Genomic DNA, 23,322 nt, shown 5'->3' on the forward strand with positions numbered 1-23,322 from the left:
GCCCACCCGGTGAGCGGGTAACGGGTGGGCCGACTGGGGGCAACCTACCTACCGGCCGCGAAGGGCCGACCAGACGTCGATGCGTGGGGTCGTGACGTTCGTGCCCGCGCTCACATATGTGATCGGCTTCCCCGTACGCTGCAGCGCCGCCAGCAGCTGGTCCACCGTCGCGCGCGGTCGCTTCTGGTGCAGCAGTGCCAGCGCGCCCGCGACGTGCGGGGTGGCCATCGACGTGCCGTTCAGGGCCGCGTACGTGTTGCCCGCGATCGCCGCCGTGATGGCCACGCCCGGCGCGTACACGTCCAGCAGCGTCCCCCGGTTCGAGAAGCTCGCCACCGCGTCCTGCTTGTCCGTGGCGCCCACCGCGACCGTGTTGGAGACGCACGCCGGCCACGACACCGCGGCGTCGAAGCCGTTGTTGCCCGAGGCCACCACCGTCGCGGTGCCCTTGGCCTGGAGCTTGTCGACCTCGGCCTTGAAGTCGGCCCCGTCGCCGGTGTCGCAGGCCGTGTCGTACTGGCCCCCGCCCAGGCTGAGGTTCACCGAGGCGATGTTGTACTGGTCGGCCAGCAGGTCGGCGTAGGCCATGCCGGTCAGGACCGAGGAGTCGTACGCCAGGATGCAGACCGGGCGGCCCGAGCAGTACGGCGAGTTGTCGAAGCGGCTGAACACCTGCACCGGCACGATCCGGGCCTTCGGGGCGACGCCGTTGGCGGCGAACTCCGCCGTGCGCTGGCCCGCCGCGATGCCGGCCACGTGCGTCCCGTGGTAGCACAGGCCGTACTGCGGCTGCGGGGCGCCCGTCATGCACGCCTCCGTCTCGGCGTTGGCCGCGCCGTCGCCGATCTGGAACTGGCTGCCGTTCGGGCACAGCGGCGTGGAGCCGTCGACCGGGTCGGCGGCCGAGAAGCAGGCCTGGGCCACGATGCGGTTGCCGAAGGCGGGGTGGTCGTTGTCGATGCCGGAGTCCAGGATCGCCACGGCCGTGCCCTTGCCGGTGTAGCCGGACCGGTGGGCCCGGTCGGCGCCGATCAGCGGGATGCTCTCCACGAGCGTCGGCTCGTTCAGCCTGTCCTTGCGGATCGAGACCACGTCGGACTGCTCGGCGATCTGCTCCAGCTCCGCGCGGGTGCCGCGGTAGACGAAGAAGTCCAGCTTGCCCGCCACCTCGGAGGGCGGCTCCGCGTTGACGTTCTTCCGGCCCTGCTCGACCTGCTCCGCGCCGGCCTGCACGGACTTCACCTGGGCCGGCTGCCGCACGCGGACGATGGCGCGGTGTTCGCCGCTCTCGGTGATCGCGGGGTCGATCTTGGACTCGGGGTCGGCGAGGGCGGGTGTGGCCACCAGCGCTGCCGAGGCGGCGGCTAACGCGATGGCGCCGGCCAGCAGAGACGAGAGTCTCAACTGTACCTCCGGGGATCGGGGGGCTCTGTCGACAGAAGTGTAGTAATCGGACAACTGATGTCAGAGGTGGTGTTGGGTTCCGTTATCGGTTCTTGTTCTCCCCGGTAATCGCACGCGGGCATGGGAAAGGGGGCCGGTGGTCCCGGCCCCCTTTCAGGGTCCCGTCAGGCGCGAGGGTTCGTGGTGGTGCGGGCCGCGGTGGTGGCACGTTCCAGATCGATGCGCGGTGTGATCATCGGGGTTCCGGAGGCGTCGAACTGGACGGGCGTGCCGGTGTCCCGCAGCCGCTGCAGGCTCTGCGCGACCGTGAACTCCGGGTACGCCTGCCGCATCAGCGCGAACGCCCCCGCCACGTGCGGCGCGGACATCGAGGTGCCGCTCTTGTCCCCGTACGCGTCGTCCGGGATCGAGGCGCTGATGCCCACGCCCGGCGCGAACAGGTCGAGCAGCGACCCCCGGTTCGTGAACGCGGCGAGCGCGTCGGAGTCGTCCGTGGCCCCCACCGTGATGGCCGTGGAGATGCAGGCGGGTACGGAGACGGCGTTCGGGTAGGCGCTGTTGCCGGCCGCGACCACCGGGGCCACCCCCAGGCCCACCAGCGTGTCGAACTCCGGTTTCACCGCCGCCGCGGTCGGGTCGGCGTCGCACGCCTCTTCCCATGGCCGGCCGCCGCCGAGGCTCATGTTCACCGCGGCGACGTTGTGCGTCCTGACCACCCGCGCCACGTACTCCAGCGCCAGCTTCTGGTCCGAGGTGTAGCTGAGGAAGCAGGGCGCGGAGGTGCCACCGAGCGCGCAGGTCAGCGGGTTGTCCACGCGGCTGAAGACCTGGATCGGCAGCAGCCGGGCCTCGGGGGCGACGCCGCTGGCGGGCGCCCCCGCGACCATCCTGCCGGCCGCGATGCCCGCCACGTGCGAGCCGTGCGAGCAGGCGTTGGTGCCGTTGACGATGCACTGCGTCGTCTCGGCGTCGGCCGCGCCGGGGCCCGTCTGGCTGGGCTGGCTGTTCGGACAGAGCGAGACGGTGCCGTCGCTGGCGTCCGAGGAGGAGAAGCAGGCCTCGTCCGCGATCCGGCCCGCGAAGAACGGATGGTCGCGATCGATTCCCGTGTCGAGCACGGCGACGGTGGTGCCCGTACCGTTCCAGCCGGCCTGGTTCGCCCGGTCCGAGCGGATCAGGCTGGTGCTGGCGTCGAGAAAGGGCATGCTCAGCTCGTCCTTGTAGACGGCCTGGACGCGGGCGTCCTTCTTGAGTTTGTCCAGCGTGCGGCCGTCGACCTCGGCGACGAAGAAGTGCTCCGACTGGGCCGCCTCCAGGACGCGGCTGCCCTCGGAGGCCTGCTCCAGGTCGCTGGCCACGGCCTGGACGCTCTGGCCTGGCTTGAGCTGGATGATGGACCGGACCCGGCTCTTCGTTTGGATCTCCGAGACGAGTGCGGGGCTGATGACCGGGTCGCCGGTATCAGCGGTGTCGGCTTGGAGTGCCGGGGCCGCGTAGAGCGCGGCGGATGTCATGGCCAGCGTCGTGGCGCCGACCAGCAGAGACCGTAGCCTCACTTGTTTCCTCCCGGAGGCTGGAGCCGTGAAGCGCTTCCGGCTCCCGGCTGCTTACAGCCGCATACATCCCCACCTGTGACAACTGTGATGTCAGTGACGTATGTAGTTCAGAGAAACGTTGGAGGCTTTTTTGCTTTAAAGCGGCGGAAGAGAAAAGGCCGGTCAGAAGTGACCGGCCTTTTTCGTATATCTCGCTATTTGCCGGTTTTGAGGACGTTTTTCGTGGCTTTCTGCAGCGCGGCCGTGGACGGCTTGCTGCTCAGCCGCACCTTCTCGGCGGCGGTCAGGATCTTGGTGCCGTTCGTGCCGTGCGCCCAGTTCAGCCAGGACGTCAGCAGTGCGCTGTCGAGCCTGGCCTTGCTGGTCTTGGCGTTCTTCAGCACGCGGTACGCCTTGCCCAGCGACGACGCCTTCGTCAGCTCGGGGAACACCTTGCTCGACTTGCTGATCAGCTTCAGGTAGCAGGTGAGCGTGGCGTCCGGGATGGTGCCGCTGCTGCGGTGGATCTCCACGGCCCACTTCTTGGCCGGCAGCTTCGTGGCGGCGGTGCCGCGCTTGCAGACCGTGGCCGTCGTCGCCGCCGGGGTCGGCGTGACGGTCACCGTGACCGTGACGGTCGGCAGCGGGACCGGGCTGGTGGACGACGTGGGTTCGGGCTCGGGCTCGGGGTCCGGGTCCGTCGGGTCACCGGGGTCGCCGGGGGCGGGGTCGGTGCCGTCCGTGGGGTCGTCCGGCAGCACGGGCGACGGGGTCTGCGTGATGGGCGGCTGCGTGCCCGCCCCGGCCAGGGCCGCCGCCAGGTCCAGGCGCGGCGTGGTGACCTGGGCGCCGTTGGCGTCGTACACGTACGGCCGGCCGGAGGTCTTCAGCTTGTCGATCAGCTCCGTGATCGGGGCCTGCGGCGAGGCCGACTTCATCAGCGCCAGCGCGCCGGCCACGTGCGGGGTCGCCATCGAGGTGCCGCTGTAGACGGTCGTGGAGTTGTCCGGCACTGAGGACTCGACGTCCACACCCGGCGCGAACAGGTCGAGCAGCGCGCCCCGGTTGGAGAAGTCCGCGATGCCGTCGGAGTTGTCGTTCGCCCCGACGGTCACCGCCGTGGAGACGCAGGCCGGGTACGACGTCCCTTCGAAGAACTCGTTCCCGGCGGCCACCACGGTCGCGACGCCCTTGGCCAGCAGCGCGTCGATCTTCGTCTTGAAGGTCGCGCCCTCCGCGGTGGCGTCGCAGTCGGTCTCGGACAGGTCGCCGCCCAGGCTCAGGTTCACCGCCGCGACCGGCTGGTTCAGGGTGGTCACGTACTCCATGGCCTGCAGCAGCGACGACTCGTACGCCAGCAGGCACGCCGACGCGCCGCAGAGGTCCTCGTCGTTGACCCGGCTGAACACCTGCACCGCCACGATGCCCGCGCCCGGCGCCACGCCTCCGGTGCCGGCCGCGATGCCCGCGACGTGGGAGCCGTGGTCGCACAGGTTCACGCCGTCGGCCAGGCACCTCGCCGTGGTCGCGTCCGCCGCGTTGCCGTCGGTCTGCTGCGGCAGGCCGTTCGGGCAGAGCGACTCGACGCCGGCGTCCTCCACGGCGGAGAAGCACGCCTGGGCCAGGATCCGGCCCTGGAACCACGGGTGGTCCACGTCGATGCCGGTGTCGAGCACGGCCACGGCCTGGCCGGTGCCGGTGATGTTCTTGGCGTGCACCTGGTCGGCGCCGATCAGGGTGAGGTTCGGGGCGACCTGCGTCGGCGTGAACGTGCGGTCACGGCGGATGGAGGAGACCCGCGGGTCCTCGGCGAGCTTGGCCAGCTCCTCCGCCGTGCCCTCCACGACCATGAACGACTGGCTCTGCGGCTGCAGCACCACTTCCACGCTCTCGGCCGCCGCCTGGCTCGCCACGGGGGCGTTCTCGACCGGGTCGGTCAGCTCGACGATGGCCCGCTCGGTGCCGCCGTCGACGCCTAAGCCCTCCTCCACCTTGCCCTGAGCGGGCCCGGCCGGTGTCTCCGTCTCCTCGGCCGGGGCCTGCTCCGCGGAGGTCTCCTCGGGGGCGGGCCCCTCGGCCGGAGGCTGCTCGACCGGCGTCTGGGTGATGCCCGGGGTGGGGCTGGGCGTCGGGTCGTCTGCGTAGGCCGGAGCCGAGAGCGGCAGCAGAGCCATCGCGATCGAGCTCACGATCAAGGGGCGGAATCGCACGCGTCCTCCGAGGGGGGATGATCTCGGAGTTTAGGGTGATTTGCCCGACGCGCACAGGCCCCTGGGCCGGTTTCTCACCGAACTTTCAGGGGGCGCACCTCAAATGTTCAGCGTGCTCCCCTCATGTGTGAGCCACACCGCACCGAGCGGCGGCACCCGCAGCGTCGTCGAGTACGGGAGCCCGTGCCACGGCTCGTCCCCGGCCACGACCGCCCCCATGTTGCCCACGCCGCTGCCCCAGTAGTCGTAGGCGTCGGTGTTGACGGTCTCCGTCCACTGCCCCGCGTACGGGAGCCCGAGCCGGTAGTTCTCGTGCGGCCCGCCGCTGAAGTTGACCACGCACGCCACCGCGGACCCGTCGTTCGCGTAGCGGACGAACGAGAACGTGTTCCCTGAGGCGTCGTCGGCGTCGATCCACCGGAACCCCTCGGGCCGGGCGTCCTGGTCCCACAGGGCGGGCGTCTCGCGGTAGATCCGGTTCAGGTCGCGGACCAGCCGCTGCACGCCCTGGTGCCCGTCGAACTCCAGCACCCACCAGTCCAGCCCGCGCTCCTCCGACCACTCCGAGCCCTGGCCGAACTCGCCGCCCATGAACAGCAGCTGCTTGCCCGGATGCGCCCACATGAACGCCAGCAGCGCCCGCAACTGCGCGAACCGCTGCCATTCGTCGCCCGGCATCTTGCCCAGCAGCGACCCCTTGCCGTGCACGACCTCGTCGTGGGACAGCGGCAGCACGTAGTTCTCGGAGTAGGCGTACAGCAGCGAGAACGTCAGCTGATGGTGGTGGTACTGGCGGAAGACCGGCTCGTGGCGCAGGTATTCGAGCGTGTCGTGCATCCAGCCCATGTTCCACTTGAAGCCGAACCCCAGCCCGCCGAGGTGCACCGGGCGCGACACCCCGGGCCAGGCGGTCGACTCCTCGGCCACGGTGATGATGCCGGGCGCCTCGCGGTAGCAGACCGAGTTCATCTCCTTGAGGAACTCGACCGCGTCGAGGTTCTCCCTGCCGCCGTACACGTTGGGCGTCCACTCGCCCTCGCGCCGCGAGTAGTCCAGGTAGAGCATCGAGGCCACCGCGTCCACCCGCAGCCCGTCGATGTGGAACTCCTTCAGCCAGAACAGCGCGTTGGCGACCAGGAAGTTGCGCACCTCCCTGCGGCCGAAGTCGAAGACGTACGTGCCCCAGTCCGGGTGCTCGCCCCTGGCCGGGTCGGCGTGCTCGTAGAGCGGGGTGCCGTCGAAGCGGGCCAGCGCCCAGTCGTCCATCGGGAAGTGGGCCGGCACCCAGTCCAGCAGCACGCCGATGCCGCGCTGGTGCAGGCGGTCCACGAAGTGGCGGAACTCGTCGGGCGTGCCGAACCTGGCCGTCGGCGCGTAGTAGGACGTCACCTGGTAGCCCCACGACCCGCCGAACGGGTGCTCGGCCACCGGCAGCAGCTCGACGTGGGTGAAGCCCATGTCCGCGACGTACTCGGACAGCTCGTCGGCCAGCTCCACGTACGACAGCCCCGGCCGCCACGACCCCAGGTGCACCTCGTAGACGCTCATCGGCCCGGTCTGCGGCTGCTGCTCGCGCCGCTCGACCATCCAGGCGTCGTCCTGCCAGCTGTAGTCGGACTTGTCGATCACCGAGGCCGTCATCGGCGGCACCTCGGTCCGCCGCGCCATCGGGTCGGCCTTGTCCCGCCACACGCCGTCGGCGCCCAGCACCTGGTACTTGTACCGCTGGCCCGCCCCGAGCCCCGGCACGAACAGCTCCCACACCCCCGACCGGCCCAGCGACCGCATCGGGTAGGCGGTGCCGTCCCAGTGGTTGAAGTCGCCGACGACCCTGATGCCGCGCGCGTTCGGCGCCCAGACGGCGAACGCGGTGCCCTGGACGTCCTCGTGCTCCATCACGCGCGCGCCTAGCGCCTCCCACAGCCGCTCGTGCCGCCCCTCGCCGATGAGGTGCAGGTCCACCTCGCCGAGCGTGGGCCAGTGCCGGTAGGGATCACGCACCTCGTACGGGTCCGCCCCGGCGTATTTGACGCTCAACGTGTAGCCGGGCACCTTGTCCAGGCCCGGAACCGTCACCTCGAACACCCCGTGTGCCTGGTGTTTCATGTCATGGGCAGAGCCGTCCTCCAGCACCACCCGCACCCGTTCGGCGAGCGGGCGCAGCGTGCGGAAGATCACCCCGCCGGAGCCAGGGTGCGCTCCGAGCACGGAGTGCGGATCGTGATGTGCCCCGCCCGCAAGGCGGTCGAGCTCTGTCCTCATCGGCATGCTCCCAACACTGCCCTATGATGACCGTCCATCCCAGGCACTGCCCGCTTTCACCGCGACAATCACCGGATGTGCAAAATCCCGGGTTTATCACAAGAAGATGCCGGGGTGGCCAACAGATCCTTTCCGGGTTCTTGGCTCGCCATACTGGTTCGCTGCTCGCGTCCCCCTCCAGAAAGGCCCGCGCCATGTACCCACAACCCCCCGGCCAGGGGTACGCGCCGCCACCACCGCCGTTACGCCCGGTCCGCGGCGTCGCCATCTTCGCCGCCGTGGCGCTGGTGTGCCACTCCGCCGTCGGCATCGTCGCGGCGGTGATCGACCTCTGGTACGCGGGACTCGTCGACCGCATGATCGCCGACATCGACTCCGTGCCGGAGGCGGAGATCAGCACCGGCGACCTCGTCTACGGCCTGTCCGGCGTCGCGGAGACCGTCGTCTACGTGGTGACCGTCGTGGCGTTCCTGGTGTGGTTGTTCAGGGTGCGGGCCAACGCGGAGCTCCTCTCGCCGGGCGGTCACCGGCGCTCCGCGCCGTGGCTGATCTTCGGGTGGGCGGTGCCGATCATCGCCTTCTGGTTCCCGAAGCAGATCGTGGACGACATCTGGCACGCCTCGGCGCGCACCGGCGGCTCGAAGGGCCTGATCAACGCCTGGTGGGCGGCCTGGCTCGTGGGCAGCACGGTGTCGAACGTGGCCGGGCGGTTGCTGTTCAACGCCGAGGAGCTGGACAGCCTGGCGGCGGCCGCGCGGTTCGACGTGGTGAGCATCGCGCTGATGCTGGTCGCGGCCGCGCTGGCGATCGGCGTCGTACGCAGGATCACCGACGTCCAGGAGCAGCAGCGCTCGTTCCCGGCCCCGATGGCGGGCGTCCCGGGCGGCTACCCGGCGTACTGACCGGTCCTCCGCGGGGGCTACCCGGCATCGCGCACGGCGTCCTCCAGCGGTCGCGCCGCCCCGTCGGCCATGGCCGCGGCCAGGGCATCCTCGCCCAGGGCCCGGGTCACCGACGCCGCGATCCGGTCCACGTCGCCCCGCTCGCCCGGTGGCAGCGGGGCGCCCGCCGACTCCCTGAGGGCGGCGGCCCGGCCCAGCAGGCGTCCTGCCTCCTCGTGCCGCGCGTCGAGGGCGAGCGCGCCCGCCAGGCCCTCCAGCGCGAGCGCGGTCGCCCGGGGGTCGCCCACCTTGCGGGCCACCGTCAGCCCCTGGCGCTGCAGCTCCAGCGCGCCCGCGGCGTCGCCGCGCAGCTCGGCCACGAACCCCAGCTCGGCCAGGATCAGCGCCGCGCCCGGGTCGCCCGCCACGTCCTTGACCCAGTCCAGCCAGGCCCGCAGCCGCCGCTCCGCCTCGTCCAGCCGGCCCTGCCTGCGGGCCCCCAGCGCCAGGCCGAGCTCGGCGAACTCCTCGGCGGGGCGGTTCGACTGCGCCGCCGCCAGCCGCCTGGCCCGCTCGTGGTAGTCGTCGGCCCGCGCGTGGTCGCCGGTCAGCATGGCGATGCGGCCCAGGCGGGACAGCGCGTCGGAGACCGAGCTCCACAGCCCCAGCTCCTCGGCCATCCCCAGCACCTCCGTGCGCAGCGCCGCCGCCCGCTCGTAGTCGCCGGTGATCTCGGCCAATGTGCCCAGGTTCTCCGTCGCCCGCAGCTCGCCCCAACGGTCGCCGATCCGCCCGAACAGGGTCAGGCTCTCCTCGGCGTGCTCGCGCAGGGTGGTCAGGTCGCCGCGCATGGCGGCGTACCGGCCCAGCACGGTGAGTGCGGCGGCGGCGCCCCACATGTCCCCGAGCGCCCGGAACTCCGCCAGCGCCGTCGAGATCAGGTCCCTGCTCGCCGACAGGTCGTCGTACCCGAACAGCGCGAACCCGGCGAACCACCGAGCCCGCGCCCTCGTCCGCGGGTCCTCGATGGCCTCGAACAGCCCGCCGTCCAGCTCCACGAGCCGCCCGGCCAGCAGGGTGAGCCCGTGCAGCCACACCTGGGCCTCCGCCGCGCCCGGGGTCGAGGCGTCGGCGACGGACAGGGCGGACTCCAGCGCGCGGCGGCCCTCGCCCAGCCTGCCGCGCAGCACCCAGTACCAGGCCATGGCGTTGACCAGCCGGAGCGCCTCGCCCGGCGCCCGCTCGGCCACGGCCGTCTCCAGCGCCGTGCGCAGGTTGGCGTGGTCGGCGTCGTGGAGGGCGAGCGCGCGGCGCTGCCCGTGCCCGCGGAGGCCGGGCTCCACCCGCTCGGCCAGGCCGGCGTAGTGGCGGACGTGCCGGAGCCGCACGCCGGCCAGCTCGCCCGCCTCGGCCAGCCGTTCCTGGCAGTAGGCCGCGACCGACTCCAGCAGCCGGTAGCGGGGCGTCGGCGCAGACCCCGGCCGGTCTCCGGGGGCGGGGGCGCGTGGCGACGTGCGTACCACCAGGGAGCGGTCGACCAGGCGGGCCAGCAGGTCGAGCACGTCCAGGCCGGGTTCGGCGCAGACCTCCTCGGCCGCCTCCAGCGTGCAGCCGTCGGCGTGCACGGCCAGGCGCCGCAGCACCACCCGCTCGGCGTCCGTCAGCAGCTCCCAGCTCCAGTCGATCATCGCCCGCAACGTCTGCTGCCGGGCCGGCGCGCCGCGCAGCCCGGAGGCGAGCAGCCGGAAGCGGTCGTCGAGGCGCTCGGCCAGCTGCCTCGGGGTCAGTGCCCGCATCCTCGTGGCGGCCAGCTCCAGCGCGAGCGGGATGCCGTCCAGCCGCGCGCAGATCTCCTCGACGTCGGCGTCGGGCGCGATGCCCGCCCGCGCCGCGAACAGCTCCACGGCCGCCTCCCGCCCCAGCGGCGGCACGCTCCACAGCGCCTCGCCCTCGATCCGCAGCGACTCCTGGCTCGTGGCCAGGACGCGCAGCTCGGGGGCGGCCCGCAGGAGCTGACCGGTCAGCGTGGCCACCTGCTCCACCACGTGCTCGCAGTTGTCCAGCACGAGCAGCGTCGGCTTGGCCCGCAGCGCGGTGGGCAGGCGCTCCATGATGCAGCCCGGTGAGTCGTCACGCACGCCCAGCACGCCCGCGATCGCCTCGGCCACCTCGACCGCCTGCGCCCCGGCGCCGAGCGAGGCCAGCTCCACCAGCCACACCCCGCCCTCGAAGCCCTCCGTCACAAGGGGCGCAGAGGCAGCGGCGAGGGCCAGGCGGGTCTTGCCCACGCCGCCGGGGCCCGTGAGGGTGACCAGGCGGTCGGTACGCAGCAGCGCCCGCACCTCGGCCACCGCCTCGTCCCGCCCCACCAGGGGCGTCAGGGGGGCGGGCAGGTTCGTACGGGGCCGTGCCGCCGGCGCGTCCAGGGCCGGGTCCTGCTCCAGGATCGCCTGGTGCAGGGCCGCCAGCTCCGGCCCGGGATCCAGCCCGAGCTCGTCCGCCAGCCGCCGCCGCAGCTCCCCGTAGCTGGCCAGCGCCTCGCTCTGCCGCCCTGCCCGGTAGAGAGCCCGTACGTGCACGCCGCGCAGCCGTTCCCGCAGTGGATGCTCGGCCACCAGGTCCGACAGCTCGGCTGCGAGCAGCCCGTGCTCGCCCAGCCCGAGCCGGGCCTCGGCCAGCTCCTCCACCGCCATCAGCCGCTGCTCGTCCAGCCGGGCCACCGCCGCCCGCGCGAACGGCTCGTCGGCGAACTCCGCGTACGCGCTCCCGCGCCAGAGACCGAGCGCCTCGCGCAGCAGCGAAGCGCGCGCCTGGAGGTCGTCGGCGCGCTGGGCCCGCCCGAGCAACGCCTCGAACAGCCCGGCGTCCACGGACCCGGGCTCGGCCCGCAGCACGTACCCGGGCGCCCGGTACGCCACCAGCTCCCGATCGGCCAGCGCCCTGCGCAGTTGCGACACCTTCACCCGCAACGCGGCGGGCGCGTCGGCGGGCGGCCGGTCACCCCAGAGGTCCTCGATCAGCCGGTCGGCGGAGACCGGCCGCCCGGCGTGGATCAGCAGGCCGGCGAGCAGCGCCCGGACCTTGACCTCGATCACCTGGACCGGCTGCCCGTCGGGCGTCCACACCGCGATCGGCCCCAGCACCCCGAACCGCATCTGCCCATCCCCGCCCATAACCGACTCCGAACCAGACCATAACCGCCCACGGAGAAGGTGGACGCATCATCCTCCTGCAACAAGGAACACCAACAATGAACGCTGAAATGCCGGAAAATATCTCCGTTCTCGGCCTCGGGCTCATGGGCTCCGCGCTCGCCGGCGGCCTCCTGGCGGCCGGGCACCGCGTGACCGTGTGGAACCGTACGCCGGCCAAGGCCGAACCCCTGGTCGCCAAGGGTGCCACGCTCGCGGACACCCCGGCGCGGGCCGTCGAGGCGAGCCCCCTGGTGATCGTGTGCCTGCTCGACTACCCGTCCGTCGAGGAGGTGCTGGGGCAGGCGTCGCTGGAGGGGCGGGTCATCGCGAACCTCACCACCGGCCGGCCCGCCGAGGCCCGCGAGACGGCGTCCTGGGTGGCCGGGCGCGGTGGTGACTACCTCGACGGCGGCATCATGGCGGTGCCCCAGATGATCGCCCAGCCGGGCGCGCTCATCCTCTACAGCGGCTCCCAGCGGGCCTTCGACCGGTACCAGCCGGCGCTGGCCGCCATGGCCGAGCCCCGCTTCACCGGCGACGACCCCGGGATGGCGCCGCTGCTGGACCTGGCCATGCTGACCGGCATGTACGGCCAGATCGCCGGCCTCCTGGAGGCGGCGGCCCTGGTGACGTCGGCGAAGTTCCCGCTCGGGGAGTTCGTCGAGTCGCTGCTGGTCCCGTGGCTGAACGCGATGGCCGCCCAGCAGCCGGCCTGGGCCGCGAAGATGGAGTCCGGCGACCACAGCACGGAGGTCTCCAACCTGGAGGTCAACCGGGCGGGCCTGGAGAACCTGGTCCGCACGTTCCGCGAGCAGGGCGTCAAGCCGGACCTGCTGCTGCCCATGAAGACGATCGTCGACCAGCGCACAGCCCGCGGCCTCGGCCACGAGGGCCTGTCCGGCCTCATCGAGGAACTGCTCTGACCGTCCTCACGGATGTGCCGCCGGGGGTCAGGTGGGGCGGGGGCGGAAGGCGGCCAGGGGAATCGGGAGCCAGGTGGGCCGGTTGCGGGCCTCGTAGACGACCTCGTAGACGGCCTTCGACAGCTCGAACGCCCGCAGCAGCGCCGCGTCCGCCCGCGTGATCACCCCGCCGCCCTCGGTGTACCCGTCGAGGAAGGCGGCCCGGTTGCGGTCGGCCCACTCCTGCGCCCGGGGCTCCAGCTCTGCGGCCTGGGAGTGTCCGGCCAGCAGGTGCCTGGCCGCGTAGTCGAACGAGCGCAGCATCCCCGCCACGTCCCGCAGCGGCGACGACAGCGCCCGCCGCTCGGCCAGCGGCTGCCCCGGCTCGCCCTCGAAGTCGAGCACCACCCAGTCCGTCGGCGTGCGCATCACCTGGCCGAGGTGGTAGTCGCCGTGAACCCGCTGCACGGGCACCTCGTTGGTGAGCAGCTCCACCTGGTGGTAGGCGTCCTCGATGGCGTTCACGTGCTGCCGCAGCTCGGGCACCTCCGCCACGGCCCGGCCCAGCCGCCGCCTGAAGGACTCGGCCATCCGCTTGAGCTCGTGAATCTCGATGACGTCGGTGGGGAAGGCGGCGGCCAGCTCGTGGTGCACGCGGGCGGTGGCGCCGCCCAGCCGCACCGCCTCGGCCGCGAAGTCCCCGCCCGCGTCGGACGCCGGCAGCTCGGGCAGCGAGGCGTACAGGTCGCGCACGCTGGCCAGGGCCAGGTCCCAGCCGTCGTTCGCGGGGGTCAGGAACTCCTGCATGATCGCGAGCGTGGTGTCCGTGCCGTCGAGGTCGGTCTCGATCCACCCGTACGGCTGCGCGATGTGCGGCGCGTTCCTGGCGGCCAGGGCGGTGATGATCTCCAGCTCGGGGTTGACGCCCGGGATGAGCCGGCGGAAGAGCTTGCAGATGTACGCGTCCCCGTACACGATCGAGGTGTTGGACTGCTCCGCGCCGAGCACCAGGCTGCGCGGGGAGGTGTCGATGGTGACCCCGGGCACGTGGCGCATGCGCAGGCCGCTGCGGGTCTCGTCGTGGGCCATGCCGTCCAGGAGCCAGCTCGCGCGGTCGGAGTCGTGGACGGCGTCGTAGAGATAGGTGTCGCCGACCGTGCCGATGAGGGCGTGCGTCAGCCGGTCGGGGATCTCGTCCCGCTCGCCCAGCAGGACCTGGTACCGGTCACGCGAGCCCTCCTGCCAGACGGCGACGATCAGGTGTCTGAGACCGGGCGTCAGCTCGACGTCCGAATCGACCGACAGAGCGTCGATCGGGCGCCCCTTGCCACCGAACCAACGCTGGCGGCCGATCCACGTGGCAAGGAGCTCGTCAAGCACGTCCTACTCCTCCTGGATGATGGCCGGCGGGAGTGTGAACCAATAGAACCCATGCCCGGGAAGCGTCAAAAGATACGGAAGTTCGCCAATTGCCGGGAATGGTACGCCTCCCATGGTTTCCACGGGGGAGACGCCGACGAATCTGCGCAGGTCGAGCTCGACCGGCTGCGGGAAGCGTGACAGGTTGTTCACGCAGAGCATCCGGTCGTCGCCCAGTTCCCTGACGAACGCGAGCACGCTGGGGTTGGAGGAGTTGAGCTCCGCGTAACCGCCCAGCCCGAAGACCGGGTGCCGCTTGCGGATCTCGATCATGCGCCGGGTCCAGTGCAGCAGCGAGCCGGCGTTCTTCTGCTGGGCCTCGACGTTGATGCCCTGGTAGCCGTAGATCGGGTCCATGATGACCGGCAGGTAGAGCCGGCCGGGGTCGCAGTCGGAGAACCCGGCGTTGCGGTCGGGGTCCCACTGCATGGGCGTGCGGACGCCGTCACGGTCGCCGAGCCAGATGTTGTCGCCCATGCCGATCTCGTCGCCGTAGTAGAGCACGGGGGAGCCGGGCAGCGACAGGAGCAGGGCGGTGAACAGCTCGATCTGGTTGCGGTCGTTCTCGAGCAGGGGCGCCAGGCGGCGGCGGATGCCGACGTTCGCCCGCATGCGGGGATCCTTGGCGTACTCGGTGTACATGTAGTCGCGCTCTTCGTCCGTGACCATCTCGAGCGTGAGCTCGTCGTGGTTGCGGAGGAAGATTCCCCACTGGCAATGCTCCGGAATTTTCGGCGTTTGCGCCAAGATTTCGGAAATGGGATAGCGCGATTCCCTGCGGACGGCCATGAAGATGCGGGGCATCAGCGGGAAATGGAAGGCCATATGGCATTCGTCCCCACCGCCGACCGGGTCCCCGAAATACTCCACCACGTCGGACGGCCACTGGTTCGCCTCGGCCAGCAGCACGCGGTCGGGGAACAGCCGGTCCACCTCGGTCCGGATCCGCTTCAGGTATTCGTGGGTCCGCGGCAGGTTCTCGCAGTTGGTGCCCTCTTCCTCGAAGAGGTAGGGCACCGCGTCCAGCCGGAACCCGTCGATGCCCAGGTCCAGCCAGAACCGCAGGACCTCGAGCATGGCCTCCTGCACCGCCGGGTTCTCGTAGTTGAGGTCCGGCTGGTGGTGGAAGAAGCGGTGCCAGTAGTACTGGCCGCGCACGGGGTCGTAGGTCCAGTTGGACGTTTCCGTGTCGATGAAGATGATCCGGGCGTCCTGGTACTTCTCATCCGTGGACGACCACACGTAGAAGTCGCCGAACGGCCCCTCGGGGTCGTGCCGGGACGCCTGGAACCACGGGTGGGCGTCGCTGGTGTGGTTCATGACCAGGTCGGCGATGACGCGCATGCCCCGTTTGTGCGCCTCGTCGACGAGCTTCACGAAGTCTCCGAGATCTCCGAACTCGGGCAGGATCTTCATGAAGTCCGCGATGTCGTAGCCGCCGTCACGCAGTGGCGACTCGAACAACGGCAGCAGCCAGAGGCAGTCGACGCCCAGCCATTGCAGGTAGTCGAGCTTGCTGATGAGACCTCTGATGTCGCCGGTCCCGTCGCCGTTGGAGTCGGCGAATCCCCTGATCAGGACCTCGTAGAAAACCGCCCGCTTGTACCAGTAGGGATCGCGCGGCTTTTCCTCGTCAAAGGTGTTGGGAATGGGTGTGGAGCTCATGAGCCGCCCCGCTGGGGGCTCATGAGGGAGGCGCTTTCACACACGTTGAAGACTCCCCGCTGAATTCAGTTCTACCGTGGCGCGGCTCGTACGGTGAGAATGTGGGCAGGCTGGATGTGGGGGTCGAGGCGTACATAGTTGCTCTGCCTCCAGCGGTACGATTCGCCTGACAATTCGTCGTCCACGACGAACTCCGCGGTCCAGTCGAGACCGATTGCAGGCAGGTCCAGATCAACAGTCGCCTCGTGGGTGTGGTGTGGATCCAGGTTGATGACCGCCAGAACGACGTCGCCCAGTCCGTGCCTTCGTGTGGCCGTGTCATAGGCGCCCGGGAGCCGTTTCGAGAAGCAAACGATGTCCGGTTGGTCGACCCTGTGGAACCGTAGATTACGCAATTCCTGCAGCGCAGGATGCGCTCTTCGGAACAAATTCAGGTGGGTGAGGAAGGGAGCCAGGCTCCTTCCTTCACGTTCGGCCGTTACCCAATCGCGAGGTTTGTACTGATATTTCTCACTATCTAGGTATTCCTCGCTGCCGGGACGTACTGGCACGTTTTCTCCGAGCTCGTAGCCGGAGTAGACGCCCCAGGCTGGCGAGGCGAGCGCGGCCAGGACCGCCCTGATCTTGAACGCCGGCACGCCGCCGTGCTGCAGGAACTCGTGCAGGATGTCGGGCGTGTTCACGAACAGGTTCGGTCGCAGGTAGCAGGAAGTCTCCTGGGAGAGCTCCGTGAGGTAGGTCTCCACATCACCTTTGGAGTTCTTCCAGGTGTAGTACGTGTATGACTGATGGAAGCCGGTCTTGGCCAGCGTGCGCATCATCGCCGGCCTGGTGAACGCCTCCGACAGGAAGATCACGTCGGGGTCGGTCCGGTGGATGTCGGCCAGCAGCCGCTCCCAGAACGCCACCGGCTTGGTGTGCGGGTTGTCCACCCGGAAGATGCGCACCCCGTGGTCCATCCAGTGCCGCAGCACCCGCCTCACCTCGATGTAGATCCCCTCGGGATCCCGGTCGAAGTTGATCGGGTAGATGTCCTGGTATTTCTTGGGCGGGTTCTCGGCGTACGCGATCGACCCGTCGGCCCTGATCGTGAACCACTCGGGGTGTTCCTTCACCCACGGGTGGTCGGGAGAGCACTGCAGGGCGAAGTCGAGCGCGATCTCCATCCCCAGCGCCTTGGTCCGCTCGACGAACACGTCGAAGTCGTCCAGGGTGCCCAGGTCGGGGTGCACGGCGTCGTGGCCGCCGTCCTCCGAGCCGATGGCCCACGGCGAGCCGGGCTCGTCGGGCTCGGGGCTGAGCGTGTTGTTGCGGCCCTTGCGGTAGGTGGTGCCGATCGGATGGATGGGCGGCAGGTAGACGACGTCGAAGCCCATCTTGGCGATGGCGGGCAGCCGCTTGGCAGCAGTCTGGAAATTTCCGGACTTGGAGATGCCCAGCTCGTTGACGACCGCGCCTTCGGACCTCGGGAAGAACTCGTACCAGGAGCCGTACAGCGCCCGGCGCCGGTCCACCCTGACCTTGTGCGACTTGGACCTGGTCACCAGCTCCCGGAACGGATGCGCGTCCAGCAGCGCGGCGGTCTCGGGAAGCTGGGCGATCGACAGCCGGGCCCGCGGGTCCAGGTCCTCGTCACGCAGCGTGGCCGAGATCGACAGCAGCGCCGCCCGGTGGCCGCAGGCGCTGTCGCCGTTGCCGTTCTGCTTGGACCGGCCGTTCTTGGCGCCGGTTTTCGCGCCGCTCTTCGCGGGCCGGCCGTTCGGGCAGTCCCCCGGGCGTACGGCCTTGGCCGCGCGCTCGAACAGCCGGGCGCCCTCCTCGCACATGAGATCGACGTCCATGCCGCGCGGGATCTTGATCTCCGCGTCGTGCAGCCACGTGCTGATCGGGTCGCTCCATGCCTCCACTCGGAACAGCCAGTCACCTTCGGCCGGCAGGCACACGTCCACGCCCCAGCGGTCGGTACCGGGGGCGAGCTCGCGCATCGGTCTCAGGCGCCCGCGCTGCCCGTCGGGCGCGGTGAGCACCACGCCCGCGGCCACGGCGTCGTGGCCCTCTCTGAAGACGGTCGCCGAGACCTGGAAGGTCTCGCCGGCGACCGCCTTGGCGGGCCACTGCCCGCAGTCGACGACGGGGGAGATGTCCGTGATGGGAATTCGTCCGATCATCGCATTCAAGGGTTTGCGGCGGCACTCCCGGTGCCGCCGGAGGCTTTCCCTGGCAGGAACGATCCTTGCATGTAAATTGTGGACAGCAGCGGATAGACCTCCCGAGAGTGTCTGCGGGAGAGCCCAACAATGAGGAAAGTTGCCCCAATAGTCCCTCTTCATGCTTGTTCCCGGAAGGGGTTTGAAGGGGCTTCGTGGGGGTGAAGGACTCAGAGGTCCCTCCTAGCCCGTAGGGTGCAGAAACGTGAGAGCTATCCGCCGGTTTACCGTCCGCACCGTCCTGCCCGCGGAGCTGGCCGCCCTCGGCGAGCTCGTCCACAATCTCCGCTGGTCATGGCACCCGGAGACGATGGACCTCTTCGCGGAGGTCGACGCCGATCTCTGGGAGCAGGTCGGGCACGATCCCGTGGCGCTGCTCGGCGCCGTCACGCCGGCCAGGCTGGCCGAGCTGGCGGCCGACCGCCGCTTCCTGCGGCGGCTCGCCGACGCCGCCGACGACCTGCGCGAATACATGACCTCGCCGCGGTGGTACCAGACGCTGCCCGACGGCGCGCGCGCCATCGCCTACTTCTCGCCCGAGTTCGGCATCGCCACGGCGCTGCCGCAATACTCGGGCGGCCTGGGCATCCTCGCGGGCGACCACCTCAAGGCGGCCAGCGACCTCGGCGTGCCCATCCTCGCCGTCGGCCTGCTCTACCGGCACGGCTACTTCACCCAGTCGCTCTCGCCGGAGGGCTGGCAGCTGGAGCACTACCCGTCGCTCGACGCGGGCGGACTGCCGCTGAGCCTGCTCAAGGACGCCGAGGGCACGCCCGTCAAGATCCGCCTGGCCCTGCCCGAGGAGCGCGTGCTGCACGCGCAGGTGTGGGTGGCACAGGTCGGACGGGTGCCGCTGCTGCTGCTCGACTCCGACGTGGCCGACAACGACACCGCCGCGAGAGACATCACCGACCGGCTCTACGGCGGGGGCACCGACCACCGGCTCATGCAGGAGCTGCTGCTGGGGGTCGGCGGCGTACGCGCGATCAGGGCCTACTGCAAGATCACCGGCCACGCCGACCCGGAGGTGTTCCACACCAACGAGGGCCACGCCGGCTTCCTCGGCCTGGAGCGGATCCGGGAGCTGACCGAGGCGCGGATGTCGTTCGACGAGGCGCTGGAGGCGGTGCGGGCCGGCACGGTGTTCACCACGCACACCCCCGTCCCCGCGGGCATCGACCGCTTCCCGGTGGACATGATCGAGCGCCACTTCGGCGGCGCGAACGCCTGGCCGACCGTGCCGGTGGAGCGGATCCTCGCGCTGGGCGCGGAGTCCGACCCGCACCGGTTCAACATGGCCGTCATGGGCATGCGGCTGGCGCAGCGCGTCAACGGCGTGTCCAAGCTGCACGGCGAGGTCAGCCGGGAGATGTTCAAGAATCTCTGGCCGGGATTTGACCTGGACGAGGTGCCGATCGGGTCGATCACCAACGGCGTGCACGCGCCGACCTGGGTCGGCAGGGAGCTCATGGAGCTGGCCGGGCGGGAGCTGCCCTCGCTGCTGGAGCGGGCCCGCGGCTGGGAGGGCATCCAGAAGATCTCCGACGCCGACATCTGGCAGATCCGCGGCACGCTGCGCAAGCGGCTGGTCGACGGCGCCCGCGTACGCCTGCGCAGGTCCTGGCGCGAGCGCGGGGCCTCCGACGCCGAGCTGGGCTGGATCGACGACGCGCTCGACCCCGACGTGCTGACGATCGGGTTCGCGCGGCGCGTGCCGTCGTACAAGCGGCTCACGCTCATGCTGCGCGACCCCGAGCGGCTGACGGAGCTGCTGCTGTCGCCGGACAAGCCGGTGCAGATCGTGATCGCCGGCAAGGCCCACCCCGCCGACGAGGGCGGCAAGAAGCTGATCCAGCAGATCGTCAAGTTCGCCGACCAGCAGAACGTCCGGCACCGCATCGTCTTCCTGCCCGACTACGACATGGCGCTCGGGCAGCTCATGGTCCAGGGCTGTGACGTCTGGCTGAACAACCCGCTGCGCCCGCTGGAGGCGTCCGGCACGTCGGGGATGAAGTCCGCGCTGAACGGCGGCCTCAACCTGTCGATCCGCGACGGCTGGTGGGACGAGTGGTACGACGGCACCAACGGCTGGGCCATCCCCACCGCCGACGGGGTGACGAACGCCGACCGGCGCGACGAGCTGGAGGCCGCCGCCCTCTACGACCTGATCGAGCACGAGGTGTCCGACCGGTTCTACGACCGCGCGCTCGACGGCCTGCCGCGGCGCTGGATGGAGATGGTCAAGCACACGCTGGCCTCGCTCGGGCCCAAGGTGCTGGCCGGGCGCATGCTGCGCGACTACGTGGTCACCCTGTACAACCCGGCCGCCGCCTCCGCCCGCGCGCTGAGCGCCGACTCCTACGCGCCGGCCAAGGGGTTCGCCGCCTGGCGGGTCCGGGTGACCAGGGCCTGGCCGGGGGTGCGCGTCGAGCACGTCGAGGCGGCCGGCGTGGGGGACATGCCGGAGGTCGGGGCGGCCATCGAGCTGCACGCCACGATCGCGCTGGGCGACCTGGAGCCGGACGACGTGCTGGTCGAGGTCGCGTACGGCAAGGTCGGGCCGCACGACGAGCTGGTGCACCCGGTGTACGCCAAGCTGTCGGCGCAGTCGGTGGACGACGACCGGCGGGCGCACTACACGGGCACGGTGCCGCTCGACCGCACGGGCGCCTTCGGGTACACCGTGCGGGTCGTCCCGTACCACCCGCTCCTCGCCACGCCCGCGGAGCTGGGGCTCATAGCCGTCCCCGAGGAACCTGCAGGTATGACGAACGGAACTCTGCGGTAAACAACCGGGCATAATCAGGGGGTGGACGACAGCGGGAACGGCCTGCGGGCTGACACTCTGGTGGCCACGGTCCGAGGTGTGCTGCCGTCCCTGACGCCGGCTGCCCAGACCGTCGCACGCCTCATCCTGGAGGACCCCGCGACGGTGGCCCGGAGCACCATCACGGAGCTCTCCGCCGCCTCGGGCACCAGCGAGGCCACGATCGTACGCACCGCCAGACTGCTCGGCTTCGCGGGATACCCGCAGCTCAGGCTGGCCTTAGCCGCGGCCGCCGCGCAGCCTGACCGGCTGGTGCCCGGCGACCTGGCCCCCGACGACCCCCTGTCGGAGGTCATCCAGAAGGTGGCGCGGGCCGAGTCGGAGGCGATCAACGACACCATCGCCCAGCTCACCTCCGAGCGCCTCGGGCTGGTGGTGGACGCCATCGTCGGCGCCCGGCGGATCGACGCCTACGGAGTGAGCGCCTCCGGGCTGGTGGCCGAGGACGTCGCGCAGAAGCTGATGCGCATCGGCCTGTCCAGCCACGCCTTCCAGGACGCGCACCTGGCGCTGACCAGCGCGGTGCTGCTGAGAGAGGGCGACGTCGCCATCGGCATCAGCACCTCCGGCGAGACCCCCGACGTGATCGAGCCGCTGCGCCGGGCCAAGGAGGCCGGGGCCACCACGGTCGCGATCACCAACAACCCCCGCTCGTCCATCGCGGAGCTGGCCGAACACGTGCTGATCTCCGCCGGGCGCGAGACGGAGTTCCGTCCCGGCGCCCTGGCCAGCCGGATCAGCCAGCTCCTCGTCGTCGACTGCGTGTTCGTCGGCGTCGCCCAGCGCACGTTCGACGCCTCTCAGGAGGCGCTCGCGAGCACCAGGCGAGCCGTCAGGGAGTTCACCCGGAGAACGTCACCTGCACGTCGTCAGCCTTGACGAACATCACGCGGTGGCCGAACTGGATCTCCAGGTATCTGGTCTTGCCCCGCACCACCTTGTGGTCCTCCAGGTTGAAGGTGACCGCGCGGTAGTACTCGGTGGCGGCCGGACCCGCGAGGGTGTACTTCTCCCCGGCCGAGAACGTGTACTGCAGCGGGGTCACCGCCTGGTACGGGATCCCCTCCGGGTACGCCTCCTGCTCCGGGTACGCCCGCCCGTACACCGGGACGGTCGCCTTGCCCGGCTTCGGGGTGACCACGAGCCCCATGGACGGGACGGCGGTCGGGGCGTCGGCCGGGTTGTGGAACCAGGCCTTCTGACCGAGATACCAGATGGCCGTCCAGTCGCCCTGGCGGTCGGCCACGGCGAAGCGCTGTCCGGTGCCGGCGCGGGCGCTGTGGTCGTACACGCTGTAGAGGGAGTCGCCGGTCGGGTGCTTGCCGATGTCCTTGACCAGCGGCGCGTCCGGCCGCGGCTCCGTGCGGAGCCAGACGGTGCCGGCGGGGAGCGGCGGGCAGGCGGCTGACGGGTTCTTGCGGTCGCACCCGTAGAAGTACGGCTTATTCGTGGCGAAGTCCGGCTTTATCATGACCGATCCCGCCCGAGGTCCGCCGAACTGGTGCAGCGGCGCCCCCATGAGCTGGAAGTAGTGCGCCCAGTCCCAGAACGGCCCCGGGTCCTCGTGCATGCCGCGCACGGTCGTCGGGAGCGTGCCCGGGACGTTGTCGTGGCCCAGGATGTGGGCGCGGTCCAGCGGCACGCCGTGCTTGAGCGCCAGGTAGCGCACCAGGCGGGCGGACGAGCGGTACATCGCCTCGGTGTACCAGGCGCTGCCCTCGGCCAGGAAGCCCTCGTGCTCGAGACCGATGGACTTGGCGTTGACGTACCAGTTGCCGGCCTGCCAGCCGACGTCCTTGGTCTTGATGTGCTGGGCGATGTGGCCGTCGGAGGAGCGGATGGAGTAGTGCCAGCTCGCGCCGTAGTTGGGGTCCTGGTTGAGGCGAATGGAGGGCAGGAAATATCCCTCCATGTCATGGATGATGATGTAGTCGACCTTCTGGCTGAACGGCCGGTTCGCCAGGTCGTAGTGGCCGTAGTCGTTGTCCGGCAACTCTTGGTAGGCGGCCGGGATCCATTCGCAGGAGATCGAGGCCGGGCACTCCACGCCGTCGGGGCGGGTGGGCCGCAGGCCGAGCTTCTCCAGCCACTTCTCGATCTTCTCCAGGCCGGGCACGGCCGGCAGGGCGACCCGCTCGCCGTCGTCCGTCGTCCGCTCGGCCCCTTCCTTGATCGTCGCGAAGACCTCGTCGGCGAAGAACTTGGCGGCCCCGGCCTCCTCGGCCCCGGAGTACCTGGCCACGGCCCCGTACCACTCGCCCGGGTCGTCGCTGAGCGGCGCGCCGAGCGCCTTCTGGTAGTCGGCCAGCAGCGCCGCGCCGCCCCGGATGTTGGCGGCGTCGTCCGTACGCAGCCGCTCGTGGCTCTCGCCGGTCAGCGCGGCGGCCCGCTCCATGGTGCGCAGCGAGGCCGGGATGTCCGTGGGCGCGGGCTGCTCGGCGGGCGGGGGCAGGGGGCGGCCGTCGTCGCCGCGGGCGTCCTCCTCGCCCTCGCTGTGGTGGTTGGCGGAGGTGAAGGCGGCGGCGTCGGTCAGGTGCATGGGCCCGAACCCGGCGTCGCTGGAGGGTCGGCCCGCGTGGGCGTCCCAGCGGGACTCGAGGTAGGAGACACCCAGCAACACGCTGGCGGGCACCTGGAACTCCTCGGCGGCGGCCGCGAAGGCCTGCTGCCGGTCGGCGGGTTCCTGGGCGTGAGCTGCGCTCACATTGCTTAAGGGCAGCAGGGCGACCAGAGAGATCGCCAGCAGTCTGCGCATGAACCACTCCTCGGGACTGGGGGGTGCGTCGTGCAGTTCAGCGTCTCAACATTTTCCTTCG

Annotated in this window: 13 protein-coding genes; 4 read left to right on the plus strand and 9 right to left on the minus strand. The window is 70.6% G+C overall.

What is annotated here, in order from left to right; genetic code table 11:
• Positions 1 to 48: 48 nt before the first annotated feature.
• From AB0J69_RS16795 to glgB, 4 genes are all read right to left on the minus strand, one after another.
• Positions 49 to 1,404 carry a S8 family serine peptidase gene (locus AB0J69_RS16795; protein WP_364117744.1) on the minus strand — a complete coding sequence of 452 codons (1,356 nt, stop codon included), beginning with the start codon at positions 1,402 to 1,404 and terminating at the stop codon, positions 49 to 51.
• Positions 1,405 to 1,568: 164 nt separating this feature from the next.
• On the minus strand, positions 1,569 to 2,960 hold the full coding sequence (locus tag AB0J69_RS16800) for a S8 family serine peptidase (protein ID WP_364117746.1): 1,392 nt from the start codon (positions 2,958 to 2,960) through the stop codon (positions 1,569 to 1,571).
• Between the two features lie 194 nt (positions 2,961 to 3,154).
• A complete protein-coding gene (locus AB0J69_RS16805; RefSeq protein WP_364117747.1) occupies positions 3,155 to 5,149 on the minus strand; it encodes a S8 family serine peptidase in 1,995 nt (664 codons plus the stop codon).
• A 99-nt stretch (positions 5,150 to 5,248) separates the two neighbouring features.
• Positions 5,249 to 7,411: a 1,4-alpha-glucan branching protein GlgB gene (gene glgB, locus AB0J69_RS16810; RefSeq protein ID WP_364117749.1), complete on the minus strand. Its 2,163-nt coding sequence runs from the start codon at positions 7,409 to 7,411 to the stop codon at positions 5,249 to 5,251.
• Between the two features lie 194 nt (positions 7,412 to 7,605).
• On the opposite strand from glgB, the gene AB0J69_RS16815 reads away from it, so the two are divergent.
• A complete protein-coding gene (locus AB0J69_RS16815; protein ID WP_364117751.1) occupies positions 7,606 to 8,313 on the plus strand; it encodes a DUF4328 domain-containing protein in 708 nt (235 codons plus the stop codon).
• Between the two features lie 17 nt (positions 8,314 to 8,330).
• On the opposite strand, the gene AB0J69_RS16820 is transcribed toward AB0J69_RS16815, so the two are convergent.
• Positions 8,331 to 11,447 (minus strand): BTAD domain-containing putative transcriptional regulator, encoded by a 3,117-nt coding sequence (locus AB0J69_RS16820; protein WP_364117753.1) that lies wholly within the window; start codon positions 11,445 to 11,447, stop codon positions 8,331 to 8,333.
• 95 nt (positions 11,448 to 11,542) lie between these two features.
• Between AB0J69_RS16820 and AB0J69_RS16825 the strand changes: the two genes are divergently transcribed.
• Positions 11,543 to 12,409, plus strand: coding sequence for an NAD(P)-binding domain-containing protein (locus AB0J69_RS16825; RefSeq protein ID WP_364117755.1), 867 nt, complete (start codon positions 11,543 to 11,545; stop codon positions 12,407 to 12,409).
• A gap of 27 nt (positions 12,410 to 12,436) precedes the next feature.
• On the opposite strand, the gene AB0J69_RS16830 is transcribed toward AB0J69_RS16825, so the two are convergent.
• The 3 genes from AB0J69_RS16830 to AB0J69_RS16840 form a co-directional block, all read right to left on the minus strand.
• Positions 12,437 to 13,768 (minus strand): aminoglycoside phosphotransferase, encoded by a 1,332-nt coding sequence (locus AB0J69_RS16830; RefSeq protein ID WP_364117756.1) that lies wholly within the window; start codon positions 13,766 to 13,768, stop codon positions 12,437 to 12,439.
• A 3-nt stretch (positions 13,769 to 13,771) separates the two neighbouring features.
• Complete coding sequence (gene treS, locus AB0J69_RS16835; protein WP_364117758.1) at positions 13,772 to 15,472, minus strand: maltose alpha-D-glucosyltransferase; 1,701 nt, start codon at positions 15,470 to 15,472, stop codon at positions 13,772 to 13,774.
• A gap of 71 nt (positions 15,473 to 15,543) precedes the next feature.
• Positions 15,544 to 17,640 carry an alpha-1,4-glucan--maltose-1-phosphate maltosyltransferase gene (locus AB0J69_RS16840; RefSeq protein ID WP_364117760.1) on the minus strand — a complete coding sequence of 699 codons (2,097 nt, stop codon included), beginning with the start codon at positions 17,638 to 17,640 and terminating at the stop codon, positions 15,544 to 15,546.
• A gap of 244 nt (positions 17,641 to 17,884) precedes the next feature.
• Between AB0J69_RS16840 and glgP the strand changes: the two genes are divergently transcribed.
• Positions 17,885 to 20,467, plus strand: a complete 2,583-nt coding sequence (gene glgP / locus AB0J69_RS16845) for an alpha-glucan family phosphorylase (protein ID WP_364117762.1) — start codon at positions 17,885 to 17,887, stop codon at positions 20,465 to 20,467.
• 21 nt (positions 20,468 to 20,488) lie between these two features.
• The gene (locus AB0J69_RS16850; RefSeq protein WP_364117764.1) at positions 20,489 to 21,385 is read left to right on the plus strand and encodes a MurR/RpiR family transcriptional regulator; all 897 of its coding nucleotides are present in this window, start codon (positions 20,489 to 20,491) and stop codon (positions 21,383 to 21,385) included.
• Here the strand turns inward: AB0J69_RS16850 and AB0J69_RS16855 are convergent.
• The gene (locus AB0J69_RS16855) at positions 21,348 to 23,261 is read right to left on the minus strand and encodes a peptidoglycan recognition family protein (protein WP_364117766.1); all 1,914 of its coding nucleotides are present in this window, start codon (positions 23,259 to 23,261) and stop codon (positions 21,348 to 21,350) included. The two genes, AB0J69_RS16850 and AB0J69_RS16855, sit on opposite strands and share 38 nt — an antisense overlap.
• Positions 23,262 to 23,322 lie beyond the last annotated feature (61 nt).

This window comes from Nonomuraea sp. NPDC049709, from assembly GCF_040674815.1.
Lineage (GTDB): Bacteria > Actinomycetota > Actinomycetes > Streptosporangiales > Streptosporangiaceae > Nonomuraea.